Below are 22,657 nucleotides of genomic sequence, written 5' to 3'. Positions count from 1 at the left end.
TTTCGGCTTCGATGAACTGAAGCAACTTGCTGTCGAAAACTGCGTAACTCATTGTTTACCAAGGAGTTTTCCGTTTCGACTGCGCCGGAAGTGGGGCGAATTATAGGCTTCCAGAATCTGCCGTCAAGCGTTGATATTGCTTTTCTATCAATAACTTGCAGAAAGCGGCAAAACGTCCCGATTTCCACCTATAGAGAGAAGCCAAAAGCCCCCTCTATATAGAAGGAGCGAAATCACCGGCGTTCGACACCAGGCTGACTTATCACCTCGGCAACGACCTGGCTAACACTGTCCAGCACGATGCAGCCTACTCACTCGACGACGGAATCGGCAGCTGTCGCGCCCCATCAACGACTTCGTGCGGGGTAGCAACACGATTGGCCTGTCGACCGAGCGCTTCTGGGTTACCGGTCTGGCGACTTCACACCTAGTCCTCTAATCCTGATAGAGCAGAGGAGTACTTTCTTGCCCGCTCTACCCTGCTGCTGCTTTTATCCAGACCATCAAGCGACTTCCCAGGCATGGGAAAGCGATGCTGAACGCCTTCCATCCTCCGTGCGCAATCCACTTGACAGAATCCATACCCCCGGTGATATCGTTTTGATATTATACGGCATAGGGGCCGCATGAGGAGCATGAGGAGTAACAGCCGAAAAAATCGCTGCTTACCCATTCCGAACAATGCGGCCAGAGTAGTCAGGCGTGGTGGATTGCGTCAAAAAACTTCTACGTCACCAATGTACAGGGCATTTTGTTTCCAGACTCAATATGGAAGCAGGGTCAATTTACACCCCTACTCGCCATCAGCCACCTGTGAACGGGTACTCACTCCCCTTGGTTTCATAGAGACATCTAGTAGTCGACTATGGATCGAACTTGGCTAGCCCCAATGTTGGCAGATGAGGATAGGTTGCGCCTCGAATTAATGCTTGAAGTTCAGCCCGTGGCACAAGCCGCTTTTTCAAAAATAAAGACAGGAGAGTCTAAATGGCAACAGTTAATGGAAGGACGGTAAACGGGTCCACCATTTATGGAACCACCGGCTATGACATTATTTATGGCGCCAACATCGCCGAAGTTATTTATGGCGGAATTGGTGACGATACCATTTATGGCAATGATGGTAACGATACGATCTATGGTGGCACTGGGTCGGACAACCTGAATGGCGGCAACGGCAACGATATCCTGGACGCGAGCACCAGCAGTAATAGCGTCCTTACAGGCGGCGCAGGCGCAGATACCTTCGTCATAAATCGTGGAGCCAATTATATAGGGCAAACCATCACGGATTTTGACGTGTCCGCAGATCGGCTGGATCTTCGTCAGCTCGGTATTTCCGACGTCGAGACGCTTAATCGCCTATTTCAAGTCGATTACAATGACAAGCTTTTTTTTACAATCAAAACTAACGGTTATGATTCGACGACCACGCTGAACGATCTTTGGGCCACCGGGATCGAGGAGTTGGACTCATCCAATGTGCTTCTCAATACGACCGTCAAAGACGATACGCTGACCGCAACCTCAAGGAGCGACCTGTTCGGAGGGTTCGGCAATGACAGGCTTACAGGTTCCTCGTCCTACGATCGCCTTTTTGGCGAAAGCGGCAATGACACCCTCTTTGGAATGAATGGGAATGACCTTTTGGTCGGTGGTGCCGGCAACGATACCCTGAACGGTGGTGCCGATGAAGATGTGCTCGAAGGCGGTAATGGCAACGATATCCTGAACGGTGGCACTGGGAGGGACGAGCTCATCGGGGGGGCTGGGAGCGACGTATTCATCGCTCAGCGGGCGAGCAATTACTACGACGCGACCCGAGTCATCGATTTCAGTATTGCAGAGCAGGACAAGCTCGATTTCCGTACGCTCGGGATCAGTGATATCGATAGCCTCAAGCGCCTGGTTGATGCGGTGGACAACAAAGGTGGCGACGTCATCACAAATTGGTACGGCGGCTACTCGGCTGAGTTGACGCTCACGGGAGTTTCGGTCGCCAACCTGACAACGTCCAGCCTGCTCCTCAATACGAGCACGGCCAACACAAATCAGTTCGCCACCGGCAGTAGCGATTTGTTCGGCGGCCTTGGCAACAACCGTCTCGTTGGCTCCTCGTCCCACGATCGCCTGTTCGGCGAAGGCGGCGCTGACACCCTGGAGGGGGGCGATAGTTACGACCTGCTGGTGGGTGGCAGCGGTAACGATAGTTTGTTCGGTGGCAATGGTGAGGACACACTCGAGGGCGGCATCGGCGACGACAAGCTCGATGGTGGCGACAACAACGACATCCTCAAGGGCGGCGTCGGCAACGATACGCTGAATGGCGGCCTGGGAGCAGACGTGTTATCGGGCGGCACCGGTAATGACTTGCTGCTCAGCAGCCTTGGCGACGACTTTCTGGACGGTGGTGAGGGCATCGATACCCTGTCCTACGCAGCAGAGGGATTAGCACTCAACGTCGATCTCAACCTCACCGGCGATCAGCGTGTCCAGGCATCCCGTTACGAAGATGATCGAATTCTCAATATCGAAAACGTTATTGGCGGTTACGCGAACGATCGCCTGGTGGGCAATGCCTATAACAACAGCCTCGATGGTGGCAACGGCGACGATACCCTCAGTGGTGGACTTGGTAATGACGTCCTGCGTGGTGCGGCTGGCAATGACACCCTGAACGGAGGTAGCGGCGTGGACACGGCTACCTACGAGGGGGCAACTTCTGCGGTCAAGGTCGACCTGAACATTACCACTGCCTCGCAGAACACACTCGGTGCCGGTGTCGATCGCCTCATCTCCATCGAAAATCTCACCGGTTCCAGCTACGCCGATACGCTCAAAGGCAATGCGGCAGCCAACGTGTTAACGGGCGGACTGGGCAAGGACACCCTCATCGGCGGCGCTGGCAGCGATATTTTCGACTTCAATTCGTTGTTGGAAACGGGAACGACCAGCTCCACCTGGGATGTCATCAGCGACTTCGTCCGCGGTAGCGACAAGATCGACCTGTCGACACTGGATGCCAACACCGCCACGACCGCCAATGAAGCCTTTGGCGCGATCATCGGTAGCACGACAGCCTTTACTGCTGCCGGGCAATTGAAGATTGCCAATGGCGTGCTCTACGGCAACACGGATGCGGACAACGCCGCCGAGTTCGCCATTCAGATCACCGGTGTCACCAGCCTCTCAACTTCGGACTTCATACTTTGAGCGTGGGGGGCGAATAGCCCCTCATCGAACCAAGGTGCTGAACGACCGTAACAATTGATCAAGGCTGTTCAGCTCAGGAAGTTGACGAATCCTTGATCAGCAGAAAAATCCGGAACCTGCTGACCAGGTTCCGGAATTTTTGAAGGCTGAAAACGAGAAAGGCCCCGTGCTGTGAAGCCGGGGCCTTTTTACTTGCGCTGCTACCTTGCTGGCATGAGTCGCGTTGATCAGCAAATTTCACTGCTAACCATCAGTAAATATTGGTGTCCCAGGGCAGGTTCGAACTGCCAACCTTCCCCTTAGGAGGGGGATGCTCTATCCAATTGAGCTACTGAGACACAAGTCGCCGGCGAAGAATCGCGCAGCGATAGACGGCGTGCATGTTAACGGCCAGGCATGCTTTTGTCATGTCGTCCGTAGGCTTTTTAAGTGTAGGCAGCAGCCCCATTCCGATGTTGACTTGTTTACCGTGCAATTTGCATCACCGCAAAAAGCCATCATTGCAAATTGCAACCCCCGCCTGCCCGGCAAATATCTTAATTGATTGTTTTTAAAGCATTTAAATGCCGATAGACTCTGGCATGCGAGCTGCTTCTGCTGTTCTCACAAGAACGACGGAGGCCAGCTCGATGAACAGCGTCCTTTTACTCGCGAACGCGATCGCTCTGACGGTTTTAGTGGGTTTGCAACTTATTCCCGAGAACGGTGCAGTCGAGGCGGTGGTGGCCCAACGCATTCCGCATTTCCTGCAGCTGCAAAAAGCACCACAGTTGGCGGTGATGAGCGACCGCGACTCTGCCGTTCAGGACGTCAGCCAGGAGAACACCCTGCTGCGGGCGCCGTCGTCTGAACGTTTGGTATTTTGATTTCCCATCAGGAGCAACACATGTCCAAATCAGCCGCAGGATTTTTCATCCTCGCCCTACTGAGCGGCATTCTTCATTTGTCCTTGACCGAAGAGATGGTCATCACCCTGCCCCTGATTGCCTGCGGTTTGTTCACAGCATTGTTCGTGCTGGCACTGATAGCCGGACGCAAGATCAAGTTCGATCCGGTGCTACGCTGACACCACGCCCGCCCGCCAGCCGTCCGTCCTGAATTCACCATCCCTATAGTGCCAACCCTAGCAAATCGGCCATTTGCCACTATCCTGTAAAGGTGGAGGAACAGTGGCCGAATCCTTATACCTGACCCTTTTTGCCAACCGTTGGTCCGGCCAATAATGCAGTAGGCGATCAGAACCGGTCGAACTTTTCAAACCAGTCCGCATTTCTGATAATCAGTGCTGGCAGAACGCCTTTACCCGGCTCAATATTTGTCACAGAATTGACGCCAATGATCTGGCTAATTTGAGGCATGATGCGCGCCTCTATCAATTCAGGTTGAACATTTGGCCATAGTGCTTGTCCTACCAGACATCCTGCGGTCAATCCCCAAAACCGCTCCCCTGAACTAAACCGGTTAAATATATGCGCCCATTGAAACAGGCAATTTATTCCAGCCGTACGGCTGACAAGTTCGTCGTACGTCTGCCAGACGGAATGCGTGAACGCATTGCCGAGGTGGCTCGCAATCATCATCGCAGTATGAACTCCGAGATCATTGCGCGCCTTGAGCAGAGTCTTATTCAGGAAGGCGCACTGGGAGAAGAGTTGAGCATGCGCCTGGACAGCCCTGAGCTGTCATTGCACGAACGCGAGTTGCTGCAGCGCTTTCGCCAACTATCCCATCGCCAGCAGAACGCCCTTGTTTCGCTGATCGCGCACGACGCCGAAATGGCCGCCGACGCCTCCTGATCCAACCCGAACGCCCAAAGCCAGCCTAATCGCTGGCTTTTTTTTGCCTGGATTTCGGGCACAAAAAAACCCGCCGGAGCGGGTTTTTGTGGCAAGGCCGGTCAGAGCAGGAAGATCGTCGCCAGCCCGAGGAAGATGAAGAAGCCGCCGCTGTCCGTGACTGCCGTGATCATCACACTGGCACCCATCGCAGGATCGCGCCCCAGGCGTGCCAGGGTCATGGGAATCAGCACCCCCATCAGCGCCGCCAGCAACAGGTTGAGCGTCATGGCGGCCGTCATGACCACCCCAAGGGACCAACTGCCGTACAGCAGAAAGGCCACGACACCGATAACCCCACCCCAGATCACACCGTTGATCAACGAAACCGCCAGTTCCTTGCGCATCAAGCGGGAGGTATTGCCGGTATTCACCTGATCCAGGGCCATGGCCCGGACAATCATGGTGATGGTCTGGTTGCCCGAGTTGCCACCGATACCCGCCACGATTGGCATCAATGCCGCCAGAGCCACGAGCTTCTCGATCGACCCTTCGAACAGCCCGATCACTCGAGAGGCCACGAACGCGGTAATCAGGTTGATCGCCAGCCAGGCCCAACGGTTACGCAGGGACTTCCAGACCGAGGCAAAAATATCTTCTTCTTCGCGCAGACCCGCCATGTTGAGAACTTCGCTTTCGCTCTCTTCACGAATCAGGTCGACCATTTCGTCGATGGTCAGACGGCCGATCAGCTTGCCGTTCTTGTCGACCACAGGGGCCGAGATCAAGTCGTAACGCTCGAACGCCTGGGCGGCGTCGTAGGCATCTTCGTCCGGGTGAAAACTCACCGGATCGCTGGCCATCACTTCGGCTACCTGCTTGTCCGGATCGTTGACCAGCAACCGCTTGATCGGCAGCACGCCCTTGAGGACACCGTCGTAATCGACCACAAACAACTTGTCGGTGTGGCCCGGCAGCTCCTTGAGACGACGCAGGTAACGCAACACCACTTCGAGACTGACATCCTCACGGATGGTCACCATCTCGAAGTCCATCAATGCACCGACCTGCTCCTCGTCGTAGGACAGGGCCGAACGGACGCGCTCGCGCTGTTGCTGGTCCAGCGACTCCATCAGCTCGTGGACGACGTCTCGCGGCAGCTCGGAGGCCAGGTCAGCGAGTTCGTCGGCATCCATGTCCTTGGCCGCAGCCAGGAGCTCGTGATCGTCCATGTCGGCGATCAGGGTTTCACGAACCGAGTCGGATACTTCGAGCAGGATGTCGCCGTCGCGATCGGCCTTGACCAGTTGCCAGAGCGTCAGACGATCGTCCAGCGGCAAGGCTTCAAGGATGTAGGCGACGTCGGCGGAGTGCAGATCATCGAGCTTGCGCTGCAACTCGACGAGGTTCTGCCGGTGAACCAGGTTCTCGACCCGGTCATGATGCGGGCCTTCCTGGCGGTGAGTCAGGTCTTCGACAACTCGCTGGCGCTGCAGCAATTCGATCACCTGGGCCAGGCGATCCTGCAAGCTTTCCTGCGTTTTCTTTACTTCAACTTCAGACATAGGCGAACTCCACTCCCAGCAGCGGGGTGCGCCGGAAGAATCAATCAGTCAATTCATGATTGGTAAAACGGGGTATTGAGTAACTACTGGGTAAGTCCATGGAAGTATTCCAAAAGCCCCGGCGGGGCTGACGGTCGCAATGATACACCGCCTGACGGTTTAAAACGCTAAAAAATCCCGGTCTGAAACAAGCGCTTGCGAAACAAACTTGAGCGCAATCCTGATCCATGAAAATGCGACGACTCATTCTGCAAAGAAAACACACCAGCACCGAAGTTTCTGCCAGCTACCCTAGAGCGCGAACGTCATGGAGGGCGCTCAATGCCATCGAATGCGCGATACCTGTTGCTGCTTGCCATGCTCAGCCCGCCGCCCGCGGTCTCCGCCACTGTCGTTCAGCGTTGCGAAGCTGCCAATGGCCACATCACCTTTACCACACTCAGTTGCATTGGCGGTGAAAGCGTCTCGCTTCAGGATGTGCGCCCTTCCCCGTCCAGCAGCAACAAGGCGCTCTTGCCTGAGGCCGAAGCCCGCGAGACACCCAGCATGAAAATCAACAACAAAGAACCGGTCGTGATCGGCCAGACAGAGGAAAACTGTGCAGACCTGATCAGCCCCCAGGAGCGCCGCAAGGCGATCATCAATCAGCGCATAGTCGCCGGCATGAGCCAGCAGGACGTCGAAAGCGCCCTCGGCAAGCCGGACAGGATCAGTACTCGCAACTCGACGACAAGTTATCGCTATGGTGCGAAGCCTGGTCGCAGCGCGCAGGTCGAAGTCGAGTTCGATGAGAAGGGATGCAGCACGGGAAAAGCCAAATCCCGGACGGCAAAAAGCCCGCAATAAATGCGGGCTTTCTGTTGTATGGTGCACTCGACAGGATTCGAACCTGTGACCGCTCGGTTCGTAGCCGAGTACTCTATCCAGCTGAGCTACGAGTGCAAGTTGTGTTTTTATACCAGATCACAACTGGTTGAAGCCAAGTTACCTGCATTGCTGCAAACAACTCTTAAATGGTGCACTCGACAGGATTCGAACCTGTGACCGCTCGGTTCGTAGCCGAGTACTCTATCCAGCTGAGCTACGAGTGCATTTGTTGCCGCGCATTATAGGCCGTCTAATCTCTATGTCAAACACTTTTTCTAGTAATTTCAACAACTTACCGAAGAAGCCAGATTACAACGTACTACGCAAATAATGGCGGAGAACGGGGGATTCGAACCCCCGACACCCTTTTGAGGTGTACTCCCTTAGCAGGGGAGCGCCTTCGGCCACTCGGCCAGCTCTCCGCAACACGGGGCGTATCTTAACCAACCTTTTCCCCGTTTGCAAACATAAAAAACGATAAAAATTAATGGCTTGGTTCTTCGTCCTTCTCTTTCTTGATACGCAGGTAAATTTCCTCACGGTGGACCGCAACCTCTTTAGGGGCGTTGACACCGATGCGCACTTGATTTCCTTTGACGCCGAGCACGGTCACGGTGATTTCGCCATCACCGATAATCAGGCTTTCTGCGCACCGACGAGTCAGAATCAGCATACCTTTCTCCTCACGCATTTCATTTCAGGGACTACAGTCTGCAAAAAAAAGGCACTCGACCCACAACCGGAGCGGTCGCAGCCCTACATGCCTGAGTATTGACCAGCGCGAGCAAAAGAACAGCCTTGGGTCACGCCATTCAAAAAAACAAAGGGCGCGGTCAGACCGCGCCCATTGGTAAACGCATCACTCGCCCTGGCGGACCGGTGCGTCCAGTTCGAAAGCCGTGTGCAGAGCGCGCACAGCCAGTTCCAGGTACTTCTCTTCGATCACTACGGAGACTTTGATTTCCGAAGTCGAGATCATCTGGATGTTGATGCTTTCCTTGGCCAGGGATTCGAACATGCGGCTGGCGACGCCTGCGTGCGAGCGCATGCCGACACCGACGATCGAGACCTTGGCGATCTTGGTGTCACCCACGACTTCACGGGCACCCAGCTCACCAGCGGTTTTTTCCAGCACCGCTTGCGCGGCCTGGTAGTCATTGCGGTGTACGGTGAAGGTGAAGTCGGTGGTGTTATCGTGCGCAACGTTCTGCACGATCATGTCGACTTCGATGTTCGCGGCGCTGATCGGGCCGAGAATCTTGAAGGCAACGCCCGGGATGTCTGGCACGCCACGGATGGTCAGCTTGGCTTCATCGCGGTTGAAAGCGATACCGGAAATGATCGGCTGTTCCATGGTTTCCTCTTCATCAATAGTAATGAGGGTGCCCGGACCCTCCTTGAAGCTGTGCAGTACGCGCAGCGGAACGTTGTACTTGCCGGCGAACTCGACTGCGCGGATCTGCAACACCTTGGAACCGAGGCTGGCCATTTCCAGCATCTCTTCGAAGGTGATCTTGTCCAGGCGCTGGGCCACGGACACCACACGCGGGTCGGTGGTGTAGACGCCGTCGACGTCGGTGTAGATCTGGCACTCGTCAGCCTTCAGGGCTGCCGCCAGGGCCACGCCCGTGGTGTCGGAACCGCCACGACCGAGGGTGGTGATGTTGCCGTGCTCGTCGACGCCCTGGAAACCGGCGACAACGACTACACGACCGGCCTTCAGGTCACCGCGAATCTTCTGGTCATCAATCTGCAGGATACGCGCTTTATTGTGCGCGCTATCCGTCAGAATCCGCACCTGGTTGCCGGTGTAGGACACCGCTGGCACGCCGCGCTTGATCAGCGCCATGGCCAACAAGGCAATCGTCACCTGTTCACCGGTGGAAACGATCACGTCCAGCTCACGGGGAACTGGCTGGCCGTCACCACTGATTTGCTTGGCAAGATCGATCAGACGGTTGGTTTCGCCGCTCATTGCAGACAGCACAACCACCAGGTCATCGCCCGCATCGCGGAATTTCTTAACCTTGTCGGCGACCTGTTCGATTCTCTCGACAGTGCCGACCGAGGTGCCTCCAAATTTCTGTACGATCAAAGCCATTTCAAAGCCGCCTCTGCCCATGAAGGGCGCCCAAATAATCACTCAAACAGCGTTGCGGCCAGCCACTAGACTGCCGGCCGCAAACACTGCCTTATAGACCCTGCTCTACAAATGGAACGGTCAGGGCCAATGCACCATCCAGTGCGCCAGCGTCGGTACCGCCGCCCTGCGCCATGTCTGGACGACCACCGCCCTTCCCGCCCACTGCCGCAGCGGCTTGCTTCATCAAATCACCGGCTTTGAGTTGGCCAGTCAGGTCTTTGGTTACGCCTGCAACCAGAACGACCTTCTCCTCATGGACACTGCCGAGCAGGATCACTGCGCGGCCGAGTTTGTTTTTCAGTTGATCGACCAGCGCCAACAGCGCCTTGCCATCCTGACCGTCCAGACGCACGGCCAGCACTTTCACGCCCTTGACGTCCAGGGCCTGGGCCGACAGATCGTCGCCCGCAGCGCTGGCAGCCTTGGCTTGCAGTTGCTCGAGTTGTTTCTCCAGCAGACGGTTGCGCTCCAGCACGGCTGACAGCTTGTCGATCAGGTTGTCGCGGCTACCCTTGACCAGGTTGGCCGCTTCCTTGAGTTGTTCTTCTGCCGCGTTGAAGTAGGCCAGTGCCGCAGCACCGGTGACCGCCTCGATACGCCGTACACCCGACGCCACACCGCCTTCGCTGATGATTTTCAGCAGGCCGATGTCGCCGGTACGGTTGGCATGGATACCACCGCACAGCTCGACGGAGAAGTCGCCGCCCATGCTCAGCACGCGCACGTCGTCGCCGTACTTCTCGCCGAACAGCGCCATGGCGCCCTTCTTCTTCGCGGTTTCGATATCGGTTTCTTCGGTCTCGACGGCGGAGTTCTTGCGAATCTCAGCGTTGACGATGTCTTCCAGGGCCTTCAGTTGTTCCGGCTTGATTGCCTCGAAGTGGCTGAAGTCGAAGCGCAGGCGCTGGCTATCAACCAACGAACCTTTCTGCTGAACGTGCTCGCCCAATACCTGACGCAATGCGGCGTGCAGCAAGTGGGTGGCCGAGTGGTTCAACGAAGTCGCATGACGCACCTCGGCATCCACGTGGGTTTCCACCGGCGCGCCAATGGTCAGGCTACCCGAATCCAGCACACCGTGGTGCAGAAAGGCGCCGCCGGTCTTGGTGGTGTCGCGCACGTCGAAACGTGCGCTGCCCGCCTGAAGATAACCGCAGTCGCCGATCTGGCCACCGGATTCAGCGTAGAACGGCGTCTGGTTCAGAACGATTACCGCCTCTTCGCCTTCATTCAAGACGTCGACCGACTGGCCTTCTTTATAGATAGCGACAATTTTTGCCGAACCGCTGGTGTCTTTGTAGCCGGTGAACTCGGTGGCCACATCAACCTTGACCAGCGTGTTGTAGTCCAGGCCGAAGGAACTGGCCGAACGCGCGCGAACACGCTGGGCTTCCATTTCACGTTCAAAACCGGCTTCGTCGACAGTCAGGCTGCGCTCGCGGGCGATATCCGCGGTCAGGTCCATCGGGAAACCGTAGGTGTCGTAGAGTTTGAACACCACGTCGCCCGGCACCACGGTGCCTTTGAGCTCGAGCAGATCCTGCTCGAGAATCTTCAGGCCATGCTCCAGGGTCTTGGAGAACTGTTCTTCTTCGGCCTTGAGCACACGTTCGATGTTGCTCTGCTGCTTCTTCAGTTCCGGGAAGGCTTCGCCCATCTCGGCAACCAGCGCCGCGACGATCTTGTAGAAGAAGCTGCCGGTGGCGCCCAGCTTGTTACCGTGACGGCAGGCGCGACGGATGATCCGACGCAGTACATAACCGCGACCTTCGTTGGACGGCAGCACGCCATCGGCGATGAGGAAACCGCACGACCGGATGTGGTCGGACACAACCTTGAGCGACGACTGATCGCCATTTTCGCAACCAATGGCTTCAGCAGAGGCTTTCAGCAGGTTCTTGAACAGGTCGATGTCGTAGTTGGAATTGACGTGTTGCATCACCGCACTGATCCGCTCCAGGCCCATGCCGGTGTCGACCGACGGCGCTGGCAACGGATGCAACACGCCATCGGCGGTGCGGTTGAACTGCATGAACACGTTGTTCCAGATTTCGATGTAACGGTCGCCATCTTCTTCCGGCGAGCCCGGTGGGCCACCCCAGATGTGGTCGCCGTGATCGTAGAAAATCTCGGTGCACGGGCCGCACGGGCCGGTGTCGCCCATGGTCCAGAAGTTGTCAGAGGCGTATGGCGCGCCTTTGTTGTCGCCGATGCGGATCATGCGCTCGACCGGCACGCCGATTTCCTTGGTCCAGATGTCATACGCTTCGTCGTCGGAGGCGTAGACGGTGACCCAGAGCTTTTCCTTCGGCAGTTTCAGAACGCCGGTCAGGAAGGTCCAGGCAAAGGTGATCGCGTCGTGCTTGAAATAGTCACCGAAGCTGAAGTTACCGAGCATTTCGAAGAACGTGTGGTGACGAGCGGTATAACCGACGTTTTCCAGGTCACTGTTCTTGCCACCGGCACGCACGCATTTCTGGCTGCTGGTCGCACGGGTGTACGCACGTTTTTCCTGGCCCAGGAAGCAGTCCTTGAACTGGTTCATCCCCGCGTTAGTGAACAGCAGGGTTGGGTCGTTGCCCGGAATCAAAGAGCTGGAGGCTACACGGGTGTGGCCTTGCTCTTCGAAGAAGCGAAGGAAGGCTTCACGGATTTCTGCGCTTTTCATTAGGTTCTTCCACGGAGGCTGCGGCCAAAGGCCTGTTCGAAACGTCAACAGACGAAGCGACGGCAAAGGGCCGCATTATATCGGCCCTGCGCGCGGGGTACAGCGTGTTTATACGATAGAAACGGTCAATTGGACCGCTAACCCTGTTACTTGCGGGAAAAGTCGACGAATGCCGCGACGACCTGCTCGATTTGCGCGCGGCTGACGTCCATGTGCGTAACCATGCGCAGACGTGCGGCCGCGCTGAGCTTGATCCCGCGTTCGGCAGCAAACGCCTTGATGGCCTCGGCTTTGTCGCCCATGGCAACGTAAACCATGTTGGTCTGTACCGGTTCGACCTCGAACCCCGCCCCACACAGGCCTTCGGCCAGCATCTGCGCGTTGGCATGGTCATCGGCCAGGCGTTCTACGTTGTTATCCAGCGCATGCAGGCCTGCCGCCGCGAGAATTCCGGCCTGACGCATGCCGCCACCGACCATCTTGCGCAGGCGCCGGGCCTTGCCGATCAGCTCCGCCGAGCCGCACAGCACCGAACCGACCGGTGCGCCCAGGCCTTTGGACAGGCACACCGAGACCGAATCGAAATGCGCGGTGATTTCCCGGGCATCCACACCCAGCTTGACCGCCGCGTTGTACAGCCGTGCGCCGTCCAGGTGCAATTGCAACCCGTGGTCGCGGGTAAAACTGCGCGCTTGAGCCAGGTAATCCAGGGGCAAAACCTTACCCTGCATGGTGTTTTCCAGGGCCAGCAAACGCGTGCGGGCGAAGTGAAAGTCGTCAGGCTTGATCGCTGCCGCCACCTGGGACAGGTCCAGCGAGCCATCGGCCTGCACTTCCAGCGGCTGCGGCTGGATCGAGCCGAGCACCGCAGCACCGCCACCCTCGTATTTATAGGTGTGGGCTTGCTGACCGACGATGTATTCGTCACCGCGATCGCAGTGGGCCATCAGGCCGAGCAAGTTGCTCATGGTGCCGGTCGGCACGAACAGTGCCGCGGCAAAACCCAGGCGCCGGGCCAGTTCGGCTTCCAACTGATTGACCGTCGGATCTTCGCCATACACGTCATCACCGGTGGCGGCCTTGGTCATTGCCTCGAGCATGCCGGCGCAAGGTTGGGTGACGGTGTCGCTGCGAAGATCAATAACACTCATGAATCTGGCCTCGGTAAGCAGGGGGAAATCCCTTTCAGGAAAGAATTACTGCGGGCATGCCGGCCAATAATCAAGCCTTGAACGAGGAAAAGTCAGGAAAGCACAATCCATGTGGGAGCGGGCTTGCTCGCGAAGGCGCACTGACAGTCAACATTTGCGTTGGATGCTAAACCGTCTTCGCGAGCAAGCCCGCTCCCACAGGTTGTACACCCCGACTGACCGGTATTGGCCATGCGCATACCGCAAATATGTGATAAAAACGCTGCGCAGCCAAACATAATGGCGGCAAAAACGTTCTCAGGGCGGGGTGCAACTCCCCACCGGCGGTAATTGCGCGCAATGCGCATAGCCCGCGAGCGCTTGGCGACAGGCACGGCAATGGCTGTGCATGACGACAAGGTCAGCAGACCCGGTGTGATCCCGGGGCCGACGGTCATAGTCCGGATGAAGAGAGAACGGGATTGACACCGAAGGGCCGCCCGCAGGCTTTTTTTGCGCTCGTGCGTACCCTTGAATCCCATTCGATTCATAAGCCCTGTTTTTCACACAAACAGGAATCAGAACATGCAACCCACCGCAATCGATAGCAAAAGCAAACACCATCATGGCGAGCGCGTAGCGTTCATCCAGGCCTGCTGGCACAAGGATATTGTCGATCAGAGCCGTAAAGGCTTCGTCGCCGAAATGATTGCCCAGGGTTACCAGGAATCCGACATCGACTTCTTCGAAGTCGGCGGCGCCTTTGAAATGCCCCTGCACGCCAAGTTGCTGGCCAAGACCGGTCGTTATGCCGGCATTGTTGCCGCCGCCCTGGTGGTGGACGGCGGGATCTACCGTCACGAGTTCGTTGCCCAGTCGGTGGTCAGCGGCCTGATGCAGGTGCAACTGGAAACTGAAGTGCCGGTGTTCTCGGTATCCCTGACCCCGCACCACTTCCATGCCGGCGAAGAACATCAGAAGTTCTTCTTCGAGCATTTCGTGCATAAAGGCCATGAAGCGGCGAAGACTTGTGCCGATACCCTGCACAAGATACGTGCGCTGCGTCGCACCGAGCCGCGTGCGGTAGCTGTCTAAAACTCGAACCCGTGATATGGGTGAAGTCTTTCGCTTCACCCATATCAAATGTGGGAGCGGGCTTGCTCGCGAAAGCGATTTCACATTCAACGAATGCGTTGAATGTGAATCCGTCTTCGCGAGCAAGCCCGCTCCCACATGGGTTTTGTATTGGTCTTAAGCCAGGTTTTCGTCGGTGGTCGGCACCACCAGGATGCCGGCACGCAGGCCGTTTTTCACCTTGGGGTTGGGGAAGATGATCCGCGCGCCCTGCTCTTCGATGATCCAGCGGGTATTGGCGATGTCTTCCGCCAACAGGTAACCCACTTCCAGCTCGGAAAAATTCTCGACATCCACCGGCAGGTTCAGGCGGAAGCTGTCGCTGTGCTTGATGATTTCCCGCGCCACACTGAATAGCTGCAAACCATCGAGCGCCTCTTCACTCATTTCCGGCTCGGTGCCTTCGATGATCTGTTTCAGGCGGTTTTCCAGCAAGGAAACATTGACCCCCGAGTTCTGCCCGAACGGCCGCGCCTTGCCCAGTTCAAGGGTGAAGGACTCGGCACCGAGCTTGTCGTAGGTGTAGGAACTGAAGACGATGGACGGCTTGTTCTGCAGCAGCACCGCTTGCATGCCGGCGGCGCGCAAACGTGCCAGCTCCAGACGCGAATGCTGGCGGTCTTCTTTCCAGGGATACAAGGCGAACTGCTCGATCTTCGAGCCGCGAATCGCTGTGTGCAAGTCATAGTGCAGGCGCTGGCGATCCGGCAGGCTGAAGAAGCTCGCCGCCAGGCGTTCCAGTTCACAGGCGCGCAGGGCTTCGCAGCCACTGCTTTGTTCATGACGGCCGTTGAACAGCCGATTGACGTCCTGCTCGACGAAACGCTCGCCCTTGCGAATCGCTTCGGGGTTGCCGAACAGGAACAGAATGCGTGCGCGCGGCTTGAGGTCGCCGCGGGCGATGTTGTGCAACAGGCGGTCGAGCAACTCGATCGGCGCTGTTTCGTTGCCATGGATGCCCGCCGACAGCAGCAGGTCCAGGCCGTTGTCACGCGCTTGCGGTGGCCGGACTTCCAGCGCACCTTCGCTCAACCAGCGCATACGCACGCCTTCGACAGTCAGTTGAGTCTTCTCCGCCGGTTCGCGGCCGGCGAGGGTCAGTTCAAGCAGTTTGCCGAGGGCGAGCATAGAGCGGTTCCTTAATGGTCGTGGTTGCAATCCGGACCGTGCACGTGGTCCTCGTCATCGCCGAGGTCAGCCGGTTCCATTTCCAGTTGCAGACTTACCAGATTAGTCGCCAACGGGCGCAGCAGCAGGTTGGCGTACTCTTCGTCGCCTTCTTCAACGTCCACGCCGATCAGCAGCTGGCCACGGCCGTCCTGCTGAATCCACAGCTCCTTGCCTTGCCACATGACCGCGACGCGGGTGCAGGAAGTTTCCAGTTGCGTGCCGTCGGTGTCTTCAAGGATCAGCTGCAGGGAATCGCTCATGTCTTTACGCTCTCATTGGAGATGAAACGGCGCGCGGCCACACAGGGCAGCGCACCGACGATCAATTGATCTGGAATGGATAAACCGCGCCCAGTTTAAGGATTTGCGTCAGTTCATCCAGTGCCGTCCGGCACTCAAGCAGCAACTGCGGGTCCGCCAGATCGCTTTCGGCCATGCGGTCGCGGTAGTGCTTTTCGACCCATTCGGTCAGTGTGCCGTACAACGGTGCCGTCATGATAACCCCTGGGTTGACGGCCGCCAGTTCGGTTTCGTTGAGTGCGACGCGCAGCCGCAGGCAAGCCGGGCCACCGCCGTTCTGCATGCTCTGCTTGAGATCGAAGACTTTGACCTCGCGGATCAGGCCGCCGGAGCTGGTCAAACCTTGCAGGTACTGCCAGACGCGCTCGTTGCCACGGCATTCTTCCGGCACGATCAACAGCATGGAGCCGTCAGGACGCGACAGCAGCTGGCTATTGAACAGGTAGGAACGAACCGCGTCATCGACGCTGACCGCAGAACGCGGAACACAGACCGACTGAAATTTCCCACCGACTTTAGCGAGTTTGCTCTGCAGTTCAGCGAGCATCTTTTCGGTCTCGAGGAAGGCGTCCTCGTGATAGAACAACACCTCGCCATTGCCCACGGCGATCACGTCGTTGTGGAACACGCCCTGATCGATCACCGACGGATTCTGCTGGCCGTAGACCACACCGTCATCGCTCAAGCCGTGCAGGCGAGCAACGGCCTGGGACGCTTCGAGGGTCTGGCGCGCCGGGTATTTCTGCGGTGCCGGGTAGCGGGTGTCGAATGCACTTCGACCAAAAACGAAGAATTCGACGCCGGCTTCGCCGTACTCGCGGCAGAAGCGCGTGTGGTTGGCCGCGCCTTCGTCACCGAACTGCGCCACGGCTGGCAAGGCAGCGTGATGGGCGAAGTGCTTCTGATCGGCGAACATCGCCCCCAGCACGCGGCTGGTGGTCGGGTGCTCAATGCTGCGGTGGTATTTGCAGTTGAGGTTGGCGGCGGTGAAATGCACGCGACCATCAGCGGTGTCGGCGCTCGGGCTGACTGTGGCGGCGTTGGCCACCCACATGCTCGACGCCGAGCAACTGGCAACCAGCAGCGGCATCGCTTCTTTGGCGGCGCGCTCGATCACTTGAGCGTCGCTACCGCTGAAACCCAGGCGACGCAGCGCGGCCACATCCGGGCGCTCCTGCGGCGCCAGCACGCCTTGCTGAAAGCCCATTTCCATCAGCGCTTTCATTTTTGCCAGGCCTTGCAGCGCCGCTTCCTTGGGGTTGGAGGACTGCTGGCTGTTGCTCTGGGACGCGACGTTGCCGTAGGACAGGCCGCCGTAGTTATGGGTCGGCCCCACTAGACCGTCAAAATTGACTTCATAGGATTTCATCAGCGAGGCTCCACGAGAATCTGTTGTTATAGGCTCAGGTAACAATTCTTTTAGACCAAGTCGCGGCCATCGCTGGCAAGCCAGCTCCCACAGGTTCAGAGGTGCTCACACATTTTGTGTTCGACGCAACTCCTGTGGGAGCGGGCTTGCTCGCGAATGGGCGCTACGCCATCTTCACGCCAGGCGTCAAAGCGGCCGGCATCACCAGGCTCGGTGTTTCCAGCGAGGCCACCGGGTACGCGCAGTAATCCGCCGCGTAGTAGGCGCTGGCGCGATGGTTGCCCGAGGCTCCGACGCCGCCGAACGGTGCGCTGCTCGCGGCGCCGGTCAATTGCTTGTTCCAGTTGACGATACCCGCACGGCTTTCCAGCCAGAACTGCTGATAACGCGCCTCGGAATCCGACAGCAAGCCGGCCGCCAGGCCGTAGGCGGTGTCGTTGGCTTCAGCGATCGCGGCCTCAAAATCAGCGTAGCGGATCACTTGCAGCAACGGACCAAACAGCTCTTCGTCAGGACGATCGGCCACGGCGCTGACATCCACAATGCCCGGGGTCAACAAGGCCGACTGAGCCTGTGGCTGGGTCATTTCCAGCAGCGCCACAGCGCCATTGGCCAACAGATGCTCTTGGGCATCCATCAGCGCTTTCGCCGCGCCGAGGGAAACCACCGAGCCCATGAACGGCGCCGGTTGCTGGTCGAAAGCACCGACCGCAATGGTCGAACTGACCGCCACCAGACGCGCCAGCAGCGTGTCGCCCCAGGCGCCTTGCGGCACCAGCAGACGGCGGGCGCAGGTGCAACGCTGACCGGCAGAGATGAATGCCGACTGAATGATGGTGTACACCGCAGCGTCGAGGTCGGCGACCTGATCGACCACCAGCGGGTTGTTGCCGCCCATCTCCAGCGCGAGGATCTTGTCCGGACGACCGGCGAATTGCTGGTGCAGGTGATTGCCGGTACGGCTGGAGCCGGTGAAGAACAGGCCGTCGATACCCGGGTTCGCCGCCAGGGCGATACCGGTTTCCCGCGCGCCTTGCAGCAGGTTCAACACGCCCGCCGGCAGCCCTGCCTCGATCCAGCACTTGAGCGTCAGCTCGGCGACTTTCGGCGTCAGTTCGCTAGGTTTGAACAGCACGCTGTTACCGGCCAGCAGCGCCGGCACGATGTGACCGTTGGGCAAGTGACCAGGGAAGTTGTAAGGACCAAACACCGCCACCACACCGTGGGGTTTGTGGCGCAACACGGCGGTGGCGTCGCCCAGCGGGCCGCTCTTCTCGCCGGTACGTTCACGGTAGCTTTGCACCGAAATCGCGATCTTGTTGACCATGCTGGTCACTTCGGTCGCGGCTTCCCACAGCGGCTTGCCGGTTTCTTCGCCAATGGTGTGAGCCATTTCGTCTGCGCGACTTTTCAAGGCGGCGGCGAAGGCTTCCAGCACGGCAATGCGCTGCTCCAGCGTTTTGCGGGCCCAGCCCGGAAACGCCTGTCGCGCCGCTTGCACAGCCGATTCAACCTGGGCAGTGGTGGCGCCGACACCGGACCACAGCACTTGCTGGGTCACCGGGTTGAGCGACTCAAAGGCTTCGCCCTGACCCGCCAGCCATTCACCTGCAATGTATAGCGACTTCATTATTTCGACTCCCGTGCAGCGGACAACACCACGGCGCGCACTTGGTCACCGGCGTTGAGTTGAAGACGTTTGGCAGTCAACGGGTCAACCACCAGGGTGCCGGCGGCCAGACGTGCGGGTGCGGCAGTGATCCGGCAGTCTTCGCGCTTGCGGTTGTGAATGATGAACGGCGTCGCGTCGTCACCCGGCGTGCCGATGGCCAGAACCAGCGCCTGACTGTCACGCACCGCGCGGATCTTGCCGGTTTCGCACTCGATCGCAGGACCTGCGTCGAAGATGTCGACATAGCCCTGATAGCTGAAGCCTTCGCTCTTGAGCATGGCCAGCGCCGGCTCGGTGTCGGGGTGCACCTGACCGATCACGTTGCGCGCATCCGGCGACAGGAAGCAGGTGTACAGCGGGAACTTCGGCATCAGCTCGGCGATGAACGCCTTGTTGCCCACGCCAGTCAGGTAATCGGCCTGGCTGAACTCCATCTTGAAGAAGTGCCGGCCCAAGCTTTCCCAGAATGGCGAACGCCCAGCTGTGTCGGACACACCGCGCATCTCGGCAATGATCTTGTTGCCGAACATCTGCGAAAACTCGGCGATGAACAGCATCCGCGCCTTGGACAGCATGCGGCCGTTGAGGCCCGTGCGGTAATCGGCGTGCAGGAACAGCGAGCACAACTCAGAGTTGCCCGTCAGGTCGTTGGCCAGGAACAGCGTCGGGATTTCGCGGTAGATGTTCAGCTCCTGGGAGGCGCTGACGGTCAGGCCAACCCGGAAGTTGTACCAGGGCTCACGCAGGCCGACGGCGCCGGCAATGGCGGAAATGCCCACCACGCGACCATTGTCGTCTTCGAGCACGAACAGGTAGTCCGCATCGCCCCGCCCGGCTTCGCCGCGGAAAGTCTTCTCGGCCCAGCCAACCCGATGGGCCAGACGCTCTTCGTTGGCCGGCAAGGTGGTCAGGCCGGTGCCGGTGCTACGGGCCAGGTCGATCAGAGCGGGTAAATCGCTGCTGCGTACGGGACGAACGATCATGCTATCTCCTCAAACGGGCCGCTTGCGCCACCCGTGAAACTCGCTGCTTTGCAGGAAACTCAGGCGTTTTAAACGGCTACCAGGCGCACGCTGGCACCTTCGCCGACACCCAGGGCTTCGGCCGCTTCCAGGTCCAGGGTCACGGGTTTTCCCGGCGCGTAATCGAGCTCGAGCATCACCGCGCGGTAATCCTGCAACTGGGCGTTGGACACCAGGTACTGGCGACCGACACCTTTGACTGGCTCGCCGATCTTTACCGGCACCACACGGCTCTGGGCGATCGAACGGATCCCCGAGACGCGGGCGTGCAAGGTCGGGCCGCCGTCGAAAATGTCGATGTAGTGATCGGTCTCGAAGCCTTCGCGCATCAGGATGTCGAAGGTGATCTGCGCCCGTGGATGCACCTGGCCCATCGCCTCTTGAGCGGAGTCCGGCAGCAGCGGCACATAGATCGGGTAATGCGGCATCAGTTCGGCAAGGAACGTCCGGCTCTTCAGGCCGCACAGACGCTCGGCTTCGGCGTAGTTGAGGTCGAAGAAGTTGCGTCCGATGGCGTCCCAGAATGGCGAATCGCCGTTTTCATCGCTGTAACCGACGATCTCGGTCACCACCGAATCGGCAAAGCGCTCGGGATGGCTGGCCACGAATAGCAGACGGCCGCGGGAATTGAGTTCCGACCACGGCGAACCCACCAGCTCGCGCTGCACGTAGAAACTGGTCAGCAGGCTGTTGCCGGTCAGGTCGTGGCACTGGGAGAGCACGTGGATCTTGTTGTGAATCTTCAGCTCGCGAGAGGCGTGCACGAAGGTTTCATTGCGGAAGCTGTAAAACGGCTCGGAATAACCGGCCGACGCGACGATGGCCGAGCAACCGGCGAGTTTGCCGGTGGCGGTGTCTTCGAGGACGAAGAAATAACTCTCTTCGCCGTTGAAGCTTACTTCGGCGGCGAACGAGGCTTCGCTCGCGGCGATCTTGTCGCTCAGGCGTTCAACGTCATCCGGCAAGGAAGTGACACCAATCGGGCTGTCCGCAGCCAGACGCTGTACCTCGCCCAGATCAGCCATTTGCGCGGGGCGCATCACCAGCATGGTGTCACTCCTTTATCTCAGAACTTACAGAAGAAAAAATCCCGGGCCATCCCTGAAACAACTCAGAGTCAACGGTGGGAGCTACTTTGCGTGGCGAGGGGGCTTGCCCCCGTTCGATTGCGCAGCAATCGCGAAAACAGTCAATGCGTTCTGATTGATTAGCGCGCTGACTGTTTTCAGGGGTGCTTCGCACCCCAACGGGGGCAAGCCCCCTCGCCACAAGGCTCGCTCCTACAGAAAAGCGGGGCCGGCATACAAAATCAGGTTCGACGCCTGACAATCAGGCGCCGAAGGGTCTATCAGGCTTGCGTCAGTTTTGCCGCGGCGCGCTCGAAGCGATCCAGGCCAGCATCAATATCGGCGTCTTCCACCACCAGGCTCGGGGCGAAACGAATGACGTCCGGGCCGGCTTGCAGAATCATCAGGCCTTCTTGTTCAGCGGCGTTGAAGATGTCCTTGGCCTTGCCTTTCCAGGCGTCGTTCAACACACAACCGATCAACAGGCCCAGACCACGAACCTGAGTGAACAGGCCGTATTTCTCGCCGATCTGCGTAAGGCGGGTCTTGAACTTGTCGTGCTTGGCGTTGACGCCGGCCAACACTTCAGGCGTGTTGATCACGTCGATCACGGCTTCGGCAACGGCGCAAGCCAGCGGGTTACCACCGTAGGTGGTGCCGTGGGTGCCGACGACCAGGTGCTTGGCCAACTCTTCGGTGGTCAGCATCGCTGCGATCGGGAAACCGCCGCCCAGGCTCTTGGCGCTGGTCAGGATGTCCGGGGTCACGCCGTAATGCTGGTAGGCAAACAGCTTGCCGCTGCGGCCCATGCCGGTTTGCACTTCGTCGAACACCAGCAGCGCGTTGTGCTCGGTGCACAGCTCACGGGCGCCTTGCAGGTAGGCCAGTTCAGCCGGCAGCACGCCGCCCTCACCCTGGATCGGCTCCAGAACCACGGCGCAGGTCTTGTCGGAAATGGCGGCTTTCAGCGCGGCCAGATCGTTGTACGGCACGTGGGTGATACCGGTGATCTTCGGGCCGAAACCGTCGGAGTACTTCGACTGGCCACCGACGTTCACGGTGAACAGGGTACGGCCGTGAAAACTGTTGAGCGCTGCGATGATTTCGTACTTCTCGCTGCCGTAACGATCGAAAGCGACGCGACGGGCCAGCTTGAAGGCGGCCTCGTTGGCTTCGGCGCCGGAGTTGCAGAAGAACACGCGATCGGCAAAGGTGGCATCGATCAGCTTGTGGGCCAGGCGCAAGGCCGGCTCATTGGTGAACACGTTGGACACGTGCCACAGCTTGTTCGCCTGCTCGGTCAAGGCACCGACCAGCGCCGGGTGCGCATGGCCCAATACGTTAACGGCAATCCCGCCAGCGAAGTCGATCAGCTCGCGACCGGACTGGTCCCAGACGCGGGAACCGGCGCCACGCACAGGAATGAATGCGGCAGGCGCATAGTTGGGAACCATTACCTGATCGAAATCGGCGCGTTGTACCGCAGCGTGCTCAACGGACATCGGAGTCTCCTGAAGAGAAAACACTCGCCTGAAACTGGCGAGCTTGGTGAGGATTGTAAGG

General features: G+C 58.5%; 19 protein-coding genes, 4 tRNA genes and 1 riboswitch. Of the genes, 6 read left to right on the top strand and 17 right to left on the bottom strand.

Features of this window, described 5'->3' with window-relative positions; all coding sequences use genetic code 11:
* Window positions 1-987: 987 nt before the first annotated feature.
* A complete protein-coding gene (locus tag KW839_RS27940; RefSeq protein WP_218425989.1) occupies window positions 988-3,213 on the top strand; it encodes a M10 family metallopeptidase C-terminal domain-containing protein in 2,226 nt (741 codons plus the stop codon).
* A 261-nt stretch (window positions 3,214-3,474) separates the two neighbouring features.
* On the opposite strand, the gene KW839_RS26870 is transcribed toward KW839_RS27940, so the two are convergent.
* Window positions 3,475-3,551: transfer RNA gene (locus KW839_RS26870), tRNA-Arg, on the bottom strand.
* 291 nt (window positions 3,552-3,842) lie between these two features.
* Here KW839_RS26870 and KW839_RS26865 point away from each other — a divergent pair.
* The gene (locus KW839_RS26865; protein WP_218425988.1) at window positions 3,843-4,079 is read left to right on the top strand and encodes a hypothetical protein; all 237 of its coding nucleotides are present in this window, start codon (window positions 3,843-3,845) and stop codon (window positions 4,077-4,079) included.
* Window positions 4,080-4,099: 20 nt separating this feature from the next.
* Entirely contained in the window at window positions 4,100-4,279 is a 180-nt protein-coding gene (locus KW839_RS26860; RefSeq protein WP_060539746.1) for a PA3371 family protein, read from the top strand.
* Between the two features lie 169 nt (window positions 4,280-4,448).
* On the opposite strand, the gene KW839_RS27845 is transcribed toward KW839_RS26860, so the two are convergent.
* Entirely contained in the window at window positions 4,449-4,571 is a 123-nt protein-coding gene (locus tag KW839_RS27845) for a hypothetical protein (protein WP_256352867.1), read from the bottom strand.
* A 111-nt stretch (window positions 4,572-4,682) separates the two neighbouring features.
* Here KW839_RS27845 and KW839_RS26855 point away from each other — a divergent pair, with 111 nt between their 5' ends.
* Window positions 4,683-5,009 carry an Arc family DNA-binding protein gene (locus tag KW839_RS26855; RefSeq protein WP_003178899.1) on the top strand — a complete coding sequence of 109 codons (327 nt, stop codon included), beginning with the start codon at window positions 4,683-4,685 and terminating at the stop codon, window positions 5,007-5,009.
* Window positions 5,010-5,110: 101 nt separating this feature from the next.
* Here the strand turns inward: KW839_RS26855 and mgtE are convergent, their stop codons facing one another.
* The gene (gene mgtE / locus KW839_RS26850) at window positions 5,111-6,553 is read right to left on the bottom strand and encodes a magnesium transporter (RefSeq protein ID WP_060539745.1); all 1,443 of its coding nucleotides are present in this window, start codon (window positions 6,551-6,553) and stop codon (window positions 5,111-5,113) included.
* A gap of 321 nt (window positions 6,554-6,874) precedes the next feature.
* Between mgtE and KW839_RS26845 the strand changes: the two genes are divergently transcribed.
* On the top strand, window positions 6,875-7,399 hold the full coding sequence (locus tag KW839_RS26845) for a cell envelope protein SmpA (RefSeq protein ID WP_218425987.1): 525 nt from the start codon (window positions 6,875-6,877) through the stop codon (window positions 7,397-7,399).
* A 19-nt stretch (window positions 7,400-7,418) separates the two neighbouring features.
* On the opposite strand, the gene KW839_RS26840 is transcribed toward KW839_RS26845, so the two are convergent.
* From KW839_RS26840 to ltaE, 7 genes are all read right to left on the bottom strand, one after another.
* Window positions 7,419-7,495 (bottom strand) — tRNA-Arg (locus KW839_RS26840).
* A gap of 72 nt (window positions 7,496-7,567) precedes the next feature.
* Window positions 7,568-7,644: transfer RNA gene (locus KW839_RS26835), tRNA-Arg, on the bottom strand.
* A 107-nt stretch (window positions 7,645-7,751) separates the two neighbouring features.
* Window positions 7,752-7,842, bottom strand: a tRNA-Ser gene (locus KW839_RS26830).
* A 62-nt stretch (window positions 7,843-7,904) separates the two neighbouring features.
* Complete coding sequence (gene csrA, locus KW839_RS26825) at window positions 7,905-8,093, bottom strand: carbon storage regulator CsrA (RefSeq protein WP_002554426.1); 189 nt, start codon at window positions 8,091-8,093, stop codon at window positions 7,905-7,907.
* Between the two features lie 186 nt (window positions 8,094-8,279).
* Window positions 8,280-9,521, bottom strand: a complete 1,242-nt coding sequence (locus KW839_RS26820; protein ID WP_060539743.1) for an aspartate kinase — start codon at window positions 9,519-9,521, stop codon at window positions 8,280-8,282.
* A 91-nt stretch (window positions 9,522-9,612) separates the two neighbouring features.
* The gene (gene alaS, locus KW839_RS26815; protein WP_218425986.1) at window positions 9,613-12,231 is read right to left on the bottom strand and encodes an alanine--tRNA ligase; all 2,619 of its coding nucleotides are present in this window, start codon (window positions 12,229-12,231) and stop codon (window positions 9,613-9,615) included.
* Between the two features lie 146 nt (window positions 12,232-12,377).
* Entirely contained in the window at window positions 12,378-13,382 is a 1,005-nt protein-coding gene (ltaE, locus tag KW839_RS26810) for a low-specificity L-threonine aldolase (RefSeq protein WP_218425985.1), read from the bottom strand.
* Between the two features lie 289 nt (window positions 13,383-13,671).
* Window positions 13,672-13,843: riboswitch (FMN riboswitch) on the top strand.
* A gap of 103 nt (window positions 13,844-13,946) precedes the next feature.
* Between ltaE and KW839_RS26805 the strand changes: the two genes are divergently transcribed.
* A complete protein-coding gene (locus tag KW839_RS26805; protein WP_218425984.1) occupies window positions 13,947-14,456 on the top strand; it encodes a 6,7-dimethyl-8-ribityllumazine synthase in 510 nt (169 codons plus the stop codon).
* Between the two features lie 156 nt (window positions 14,457-14,612).
* On the opposite strand, the gene astE is transcribed toward KW839_RS26805, so the two are convergent.
* From astE to KW839_RS26770, 7 genes are all read right to left on the bottom strand, one after another.
* On the bottom strand, window positions 14,613-15,623 hold the full coding sequence (gene astE, locus KW839_RS26800; protein ID WP_218425983.1) for a succinylglutamate desuccinylase: 1,011 nt from the start codon (window positions 15,621-15,623) through the stop codon (window positions 14,613-14,615).
* 11 nt (window positions 15,624-15,634) lie between these two features.
* Complete coding sequence (locus KW839_RS26795) at window positions 15,635-15,925, bottom strand: hypothetical protein (protein WP_060539738.1); 291 nt, start codon at window positions 15,923-15,925, stop codon at window positions 15,635-15,637.
* A 61-nt stretch (window positions 15,926-15,986) separates the two neighbouring features.
* Window positions 15,987-17,333 (bottom strand): N-succinylarginine dihydrolase, encoded by a 1,347-nt coding sequence (astB, locus tag KW839_RS26790; protein ID WP_060539737.1) that lies wholly within the window; start codon window positions 17,331-17,333, stop codon window positions 15,987-15,989.
* Between the two features lie 163 nt (window positions 17,334-17,496).
* Window positions 17,497-18,966: a succinylglutamate-semialdehyde dehydrogenase gene (astD, locus tag KW839_RS26785; protein ID WP_218425991.1), complete on the bottom strand. Its 1,470-nt coding sequence runs from the start codon at window positions 18,964-18,966 to the stop codon at window positions 17,497-17,499.
* A complete protein-coding gene (gene astA, locus KW839_RS26780; RefSeq protein ID WP_218425982.1) occupies window positions 18,963-19,988 on the bottom strand; it encodes an arginine N-succinyltransferase in 1,026 nt (341 codons plus the stop codon). Before astA ends, astD begins: the two co-directional genes overlap by 4 nt.
* 68 nt (window positions 19,989-20,056) lie before the next feature.
* A complete protein-coding gene (aruF, locus tag KW839_RS26775; RefSeq protein ID WP_060539734.1) occupies window positions 20,057-21,076 on the bottom strand; it encodes an arginine/ornithine succinyltransferase subunit alpha in 1,020 nt (339 codons plus the stop codon).
* Window positions 21,077-21,375: 299 nt separating this feature from the next.
* Window positions 21,376-22,596: an aspartate aminotransferase family protein gene (locus KW839_RS26770; protein WP_218425981.1), complete on the bottom strand. Its 1,221-nt coding sequence runs from the start codon at window positions 22,594-22,596 to the stop codon at window positions 21,376-21,378.
* Between the last annotated feature and the right edge of the window lie 61 nt (window positions 22,597-22,657).

It is taken from the genome of Pseudomonas sp. PDM31, assembly GCF_019218965.1.
Classification (GTDB): Bacteria; Pseudomonadota; Gammaproteobacteria; order Pseudomonadales; family Pseudomonadaceae; genus Aquipseudomonas.
Note: the sequence above shows the minus strand (reverse complement) of the source record. Positions and strands in the feature narration are given on the sequence as shown.

Coding starts and splice junctions, on each gene's coding strand:
- KW839_RS27940 (WP_218425989.1), top strand. CDS start 988: ATGGCAACAGTTAATGGAAGGACGGTAAACGGGTCCACCATTTATGGA.
- KW839_RS26865 (WP_218425988.1), top strand. CDS start 3,843: ATGAACAGCGTCCTTTTACTCGCGAACGCGATCGCTCTGACGGTTTTA.
- KW839_RS26860 (WP_060539746.1), top strand. CDS start 4,100: ATGTCCAAATCAGCCGCAGGATTTTTCATCCTCGCCCTACTGAGCGGC.
- KW839_RS27845 (WP_256352867.1), bottom strand. CDS start 4,571: ATGCCTCAAATTAGCCAGATCATTGGCGTCAATTCTGTGACAAATATT.
- KW839_RS26855 (WP_003178899.1), top strand. CDS start 4,683: ATGCGCCCATTGAAACAGGCAATTTATTCCAGCCGTACGGCTGACAAG.
- mgtE (WP_060539745.1), bottom strand. CDS start 6,553: ATGTCTGAAGTTGAAGTAAAGAAAACGCAGGAAAGCTTGCAGGATCGC.
- KW839_RS26845 (WP_218425987.1), top strand. CDS start 6,875: ATGCCATCGAATGCGCGATACCTGTTGCTGCTTGCCATGCTCAGCCCG.
- csrA (WP_002554426.1), bottom strand. CDS start 8,093: ATGCTGATTCTGACTCGTCGGTGCGCAGAAAGCCTGATTATCGGTGAT.
- KW839_RS26820 (WP_060539743.1), bottom strand. CDS start 9,521: ATGGCTTTGATCGTACAGAAATTTGGAGGCACCTCGGTCGGCACTGTC.
- alaS (WP_218425986.1), bottom strand. CDS start 12,231: ATGAAAAGCGCAGAAATCCGTGAAGCCTTCCTTCGCTTCTTCGAAGAG.
- ltaE (WP_218425985.1), bottom strand. CDS start 13,382: ATGAGTGTTATTGATCTTCGCAGCGACACCGTCACCCAACCTTGCGCC.
- KW839_RS26805 (WP_218425984.1), top strand. CDS start 13,947: ATGCAACCCACCGCAATCGATAGCAAAAGCAAACACCATCATGGCGAG.
- astE (WP_218425983.1), bottom strand. CDS start 15,623: ATGCTCGCCCTCGGCAAACTGCTTGAACTGACCCTCGCCGGCCGCGAA.
- KW839_RS26795 (WP_060539738.1), bottom strand. CDS start 15,925: ATGAGCGATTCCCTGCAGCTGATCCTTGAAGACACCGACGGCACGCAA.
- astB (WP_060539737.1), bottom strand. CDS start 17,333: ATGAAATCCTATGAAGTCAATTTTGACGGTCTAGTGGGGCCGACCCAT.
- astA (WP_218425982.1), bottom strand. CDS start 19,988: ATGATCGTTCGTCCCGTACGCAGCAGCGATTTACCCGCTCTGATCGAC.
- aruF (WP_060539734.1), bottom strand. CDS start 21,076: ATGCTGGTGATGCGCCCCGCGCAAATGGCTGATCTGGGCGAGGTACAG.
- KW839_RS26770 (WP_218425981.1), bottom strand. CDS start 22,596: ATGTCCGTTGAGCACGCTGCGGTACAACGCGCCGATTTCGATCAGGTA.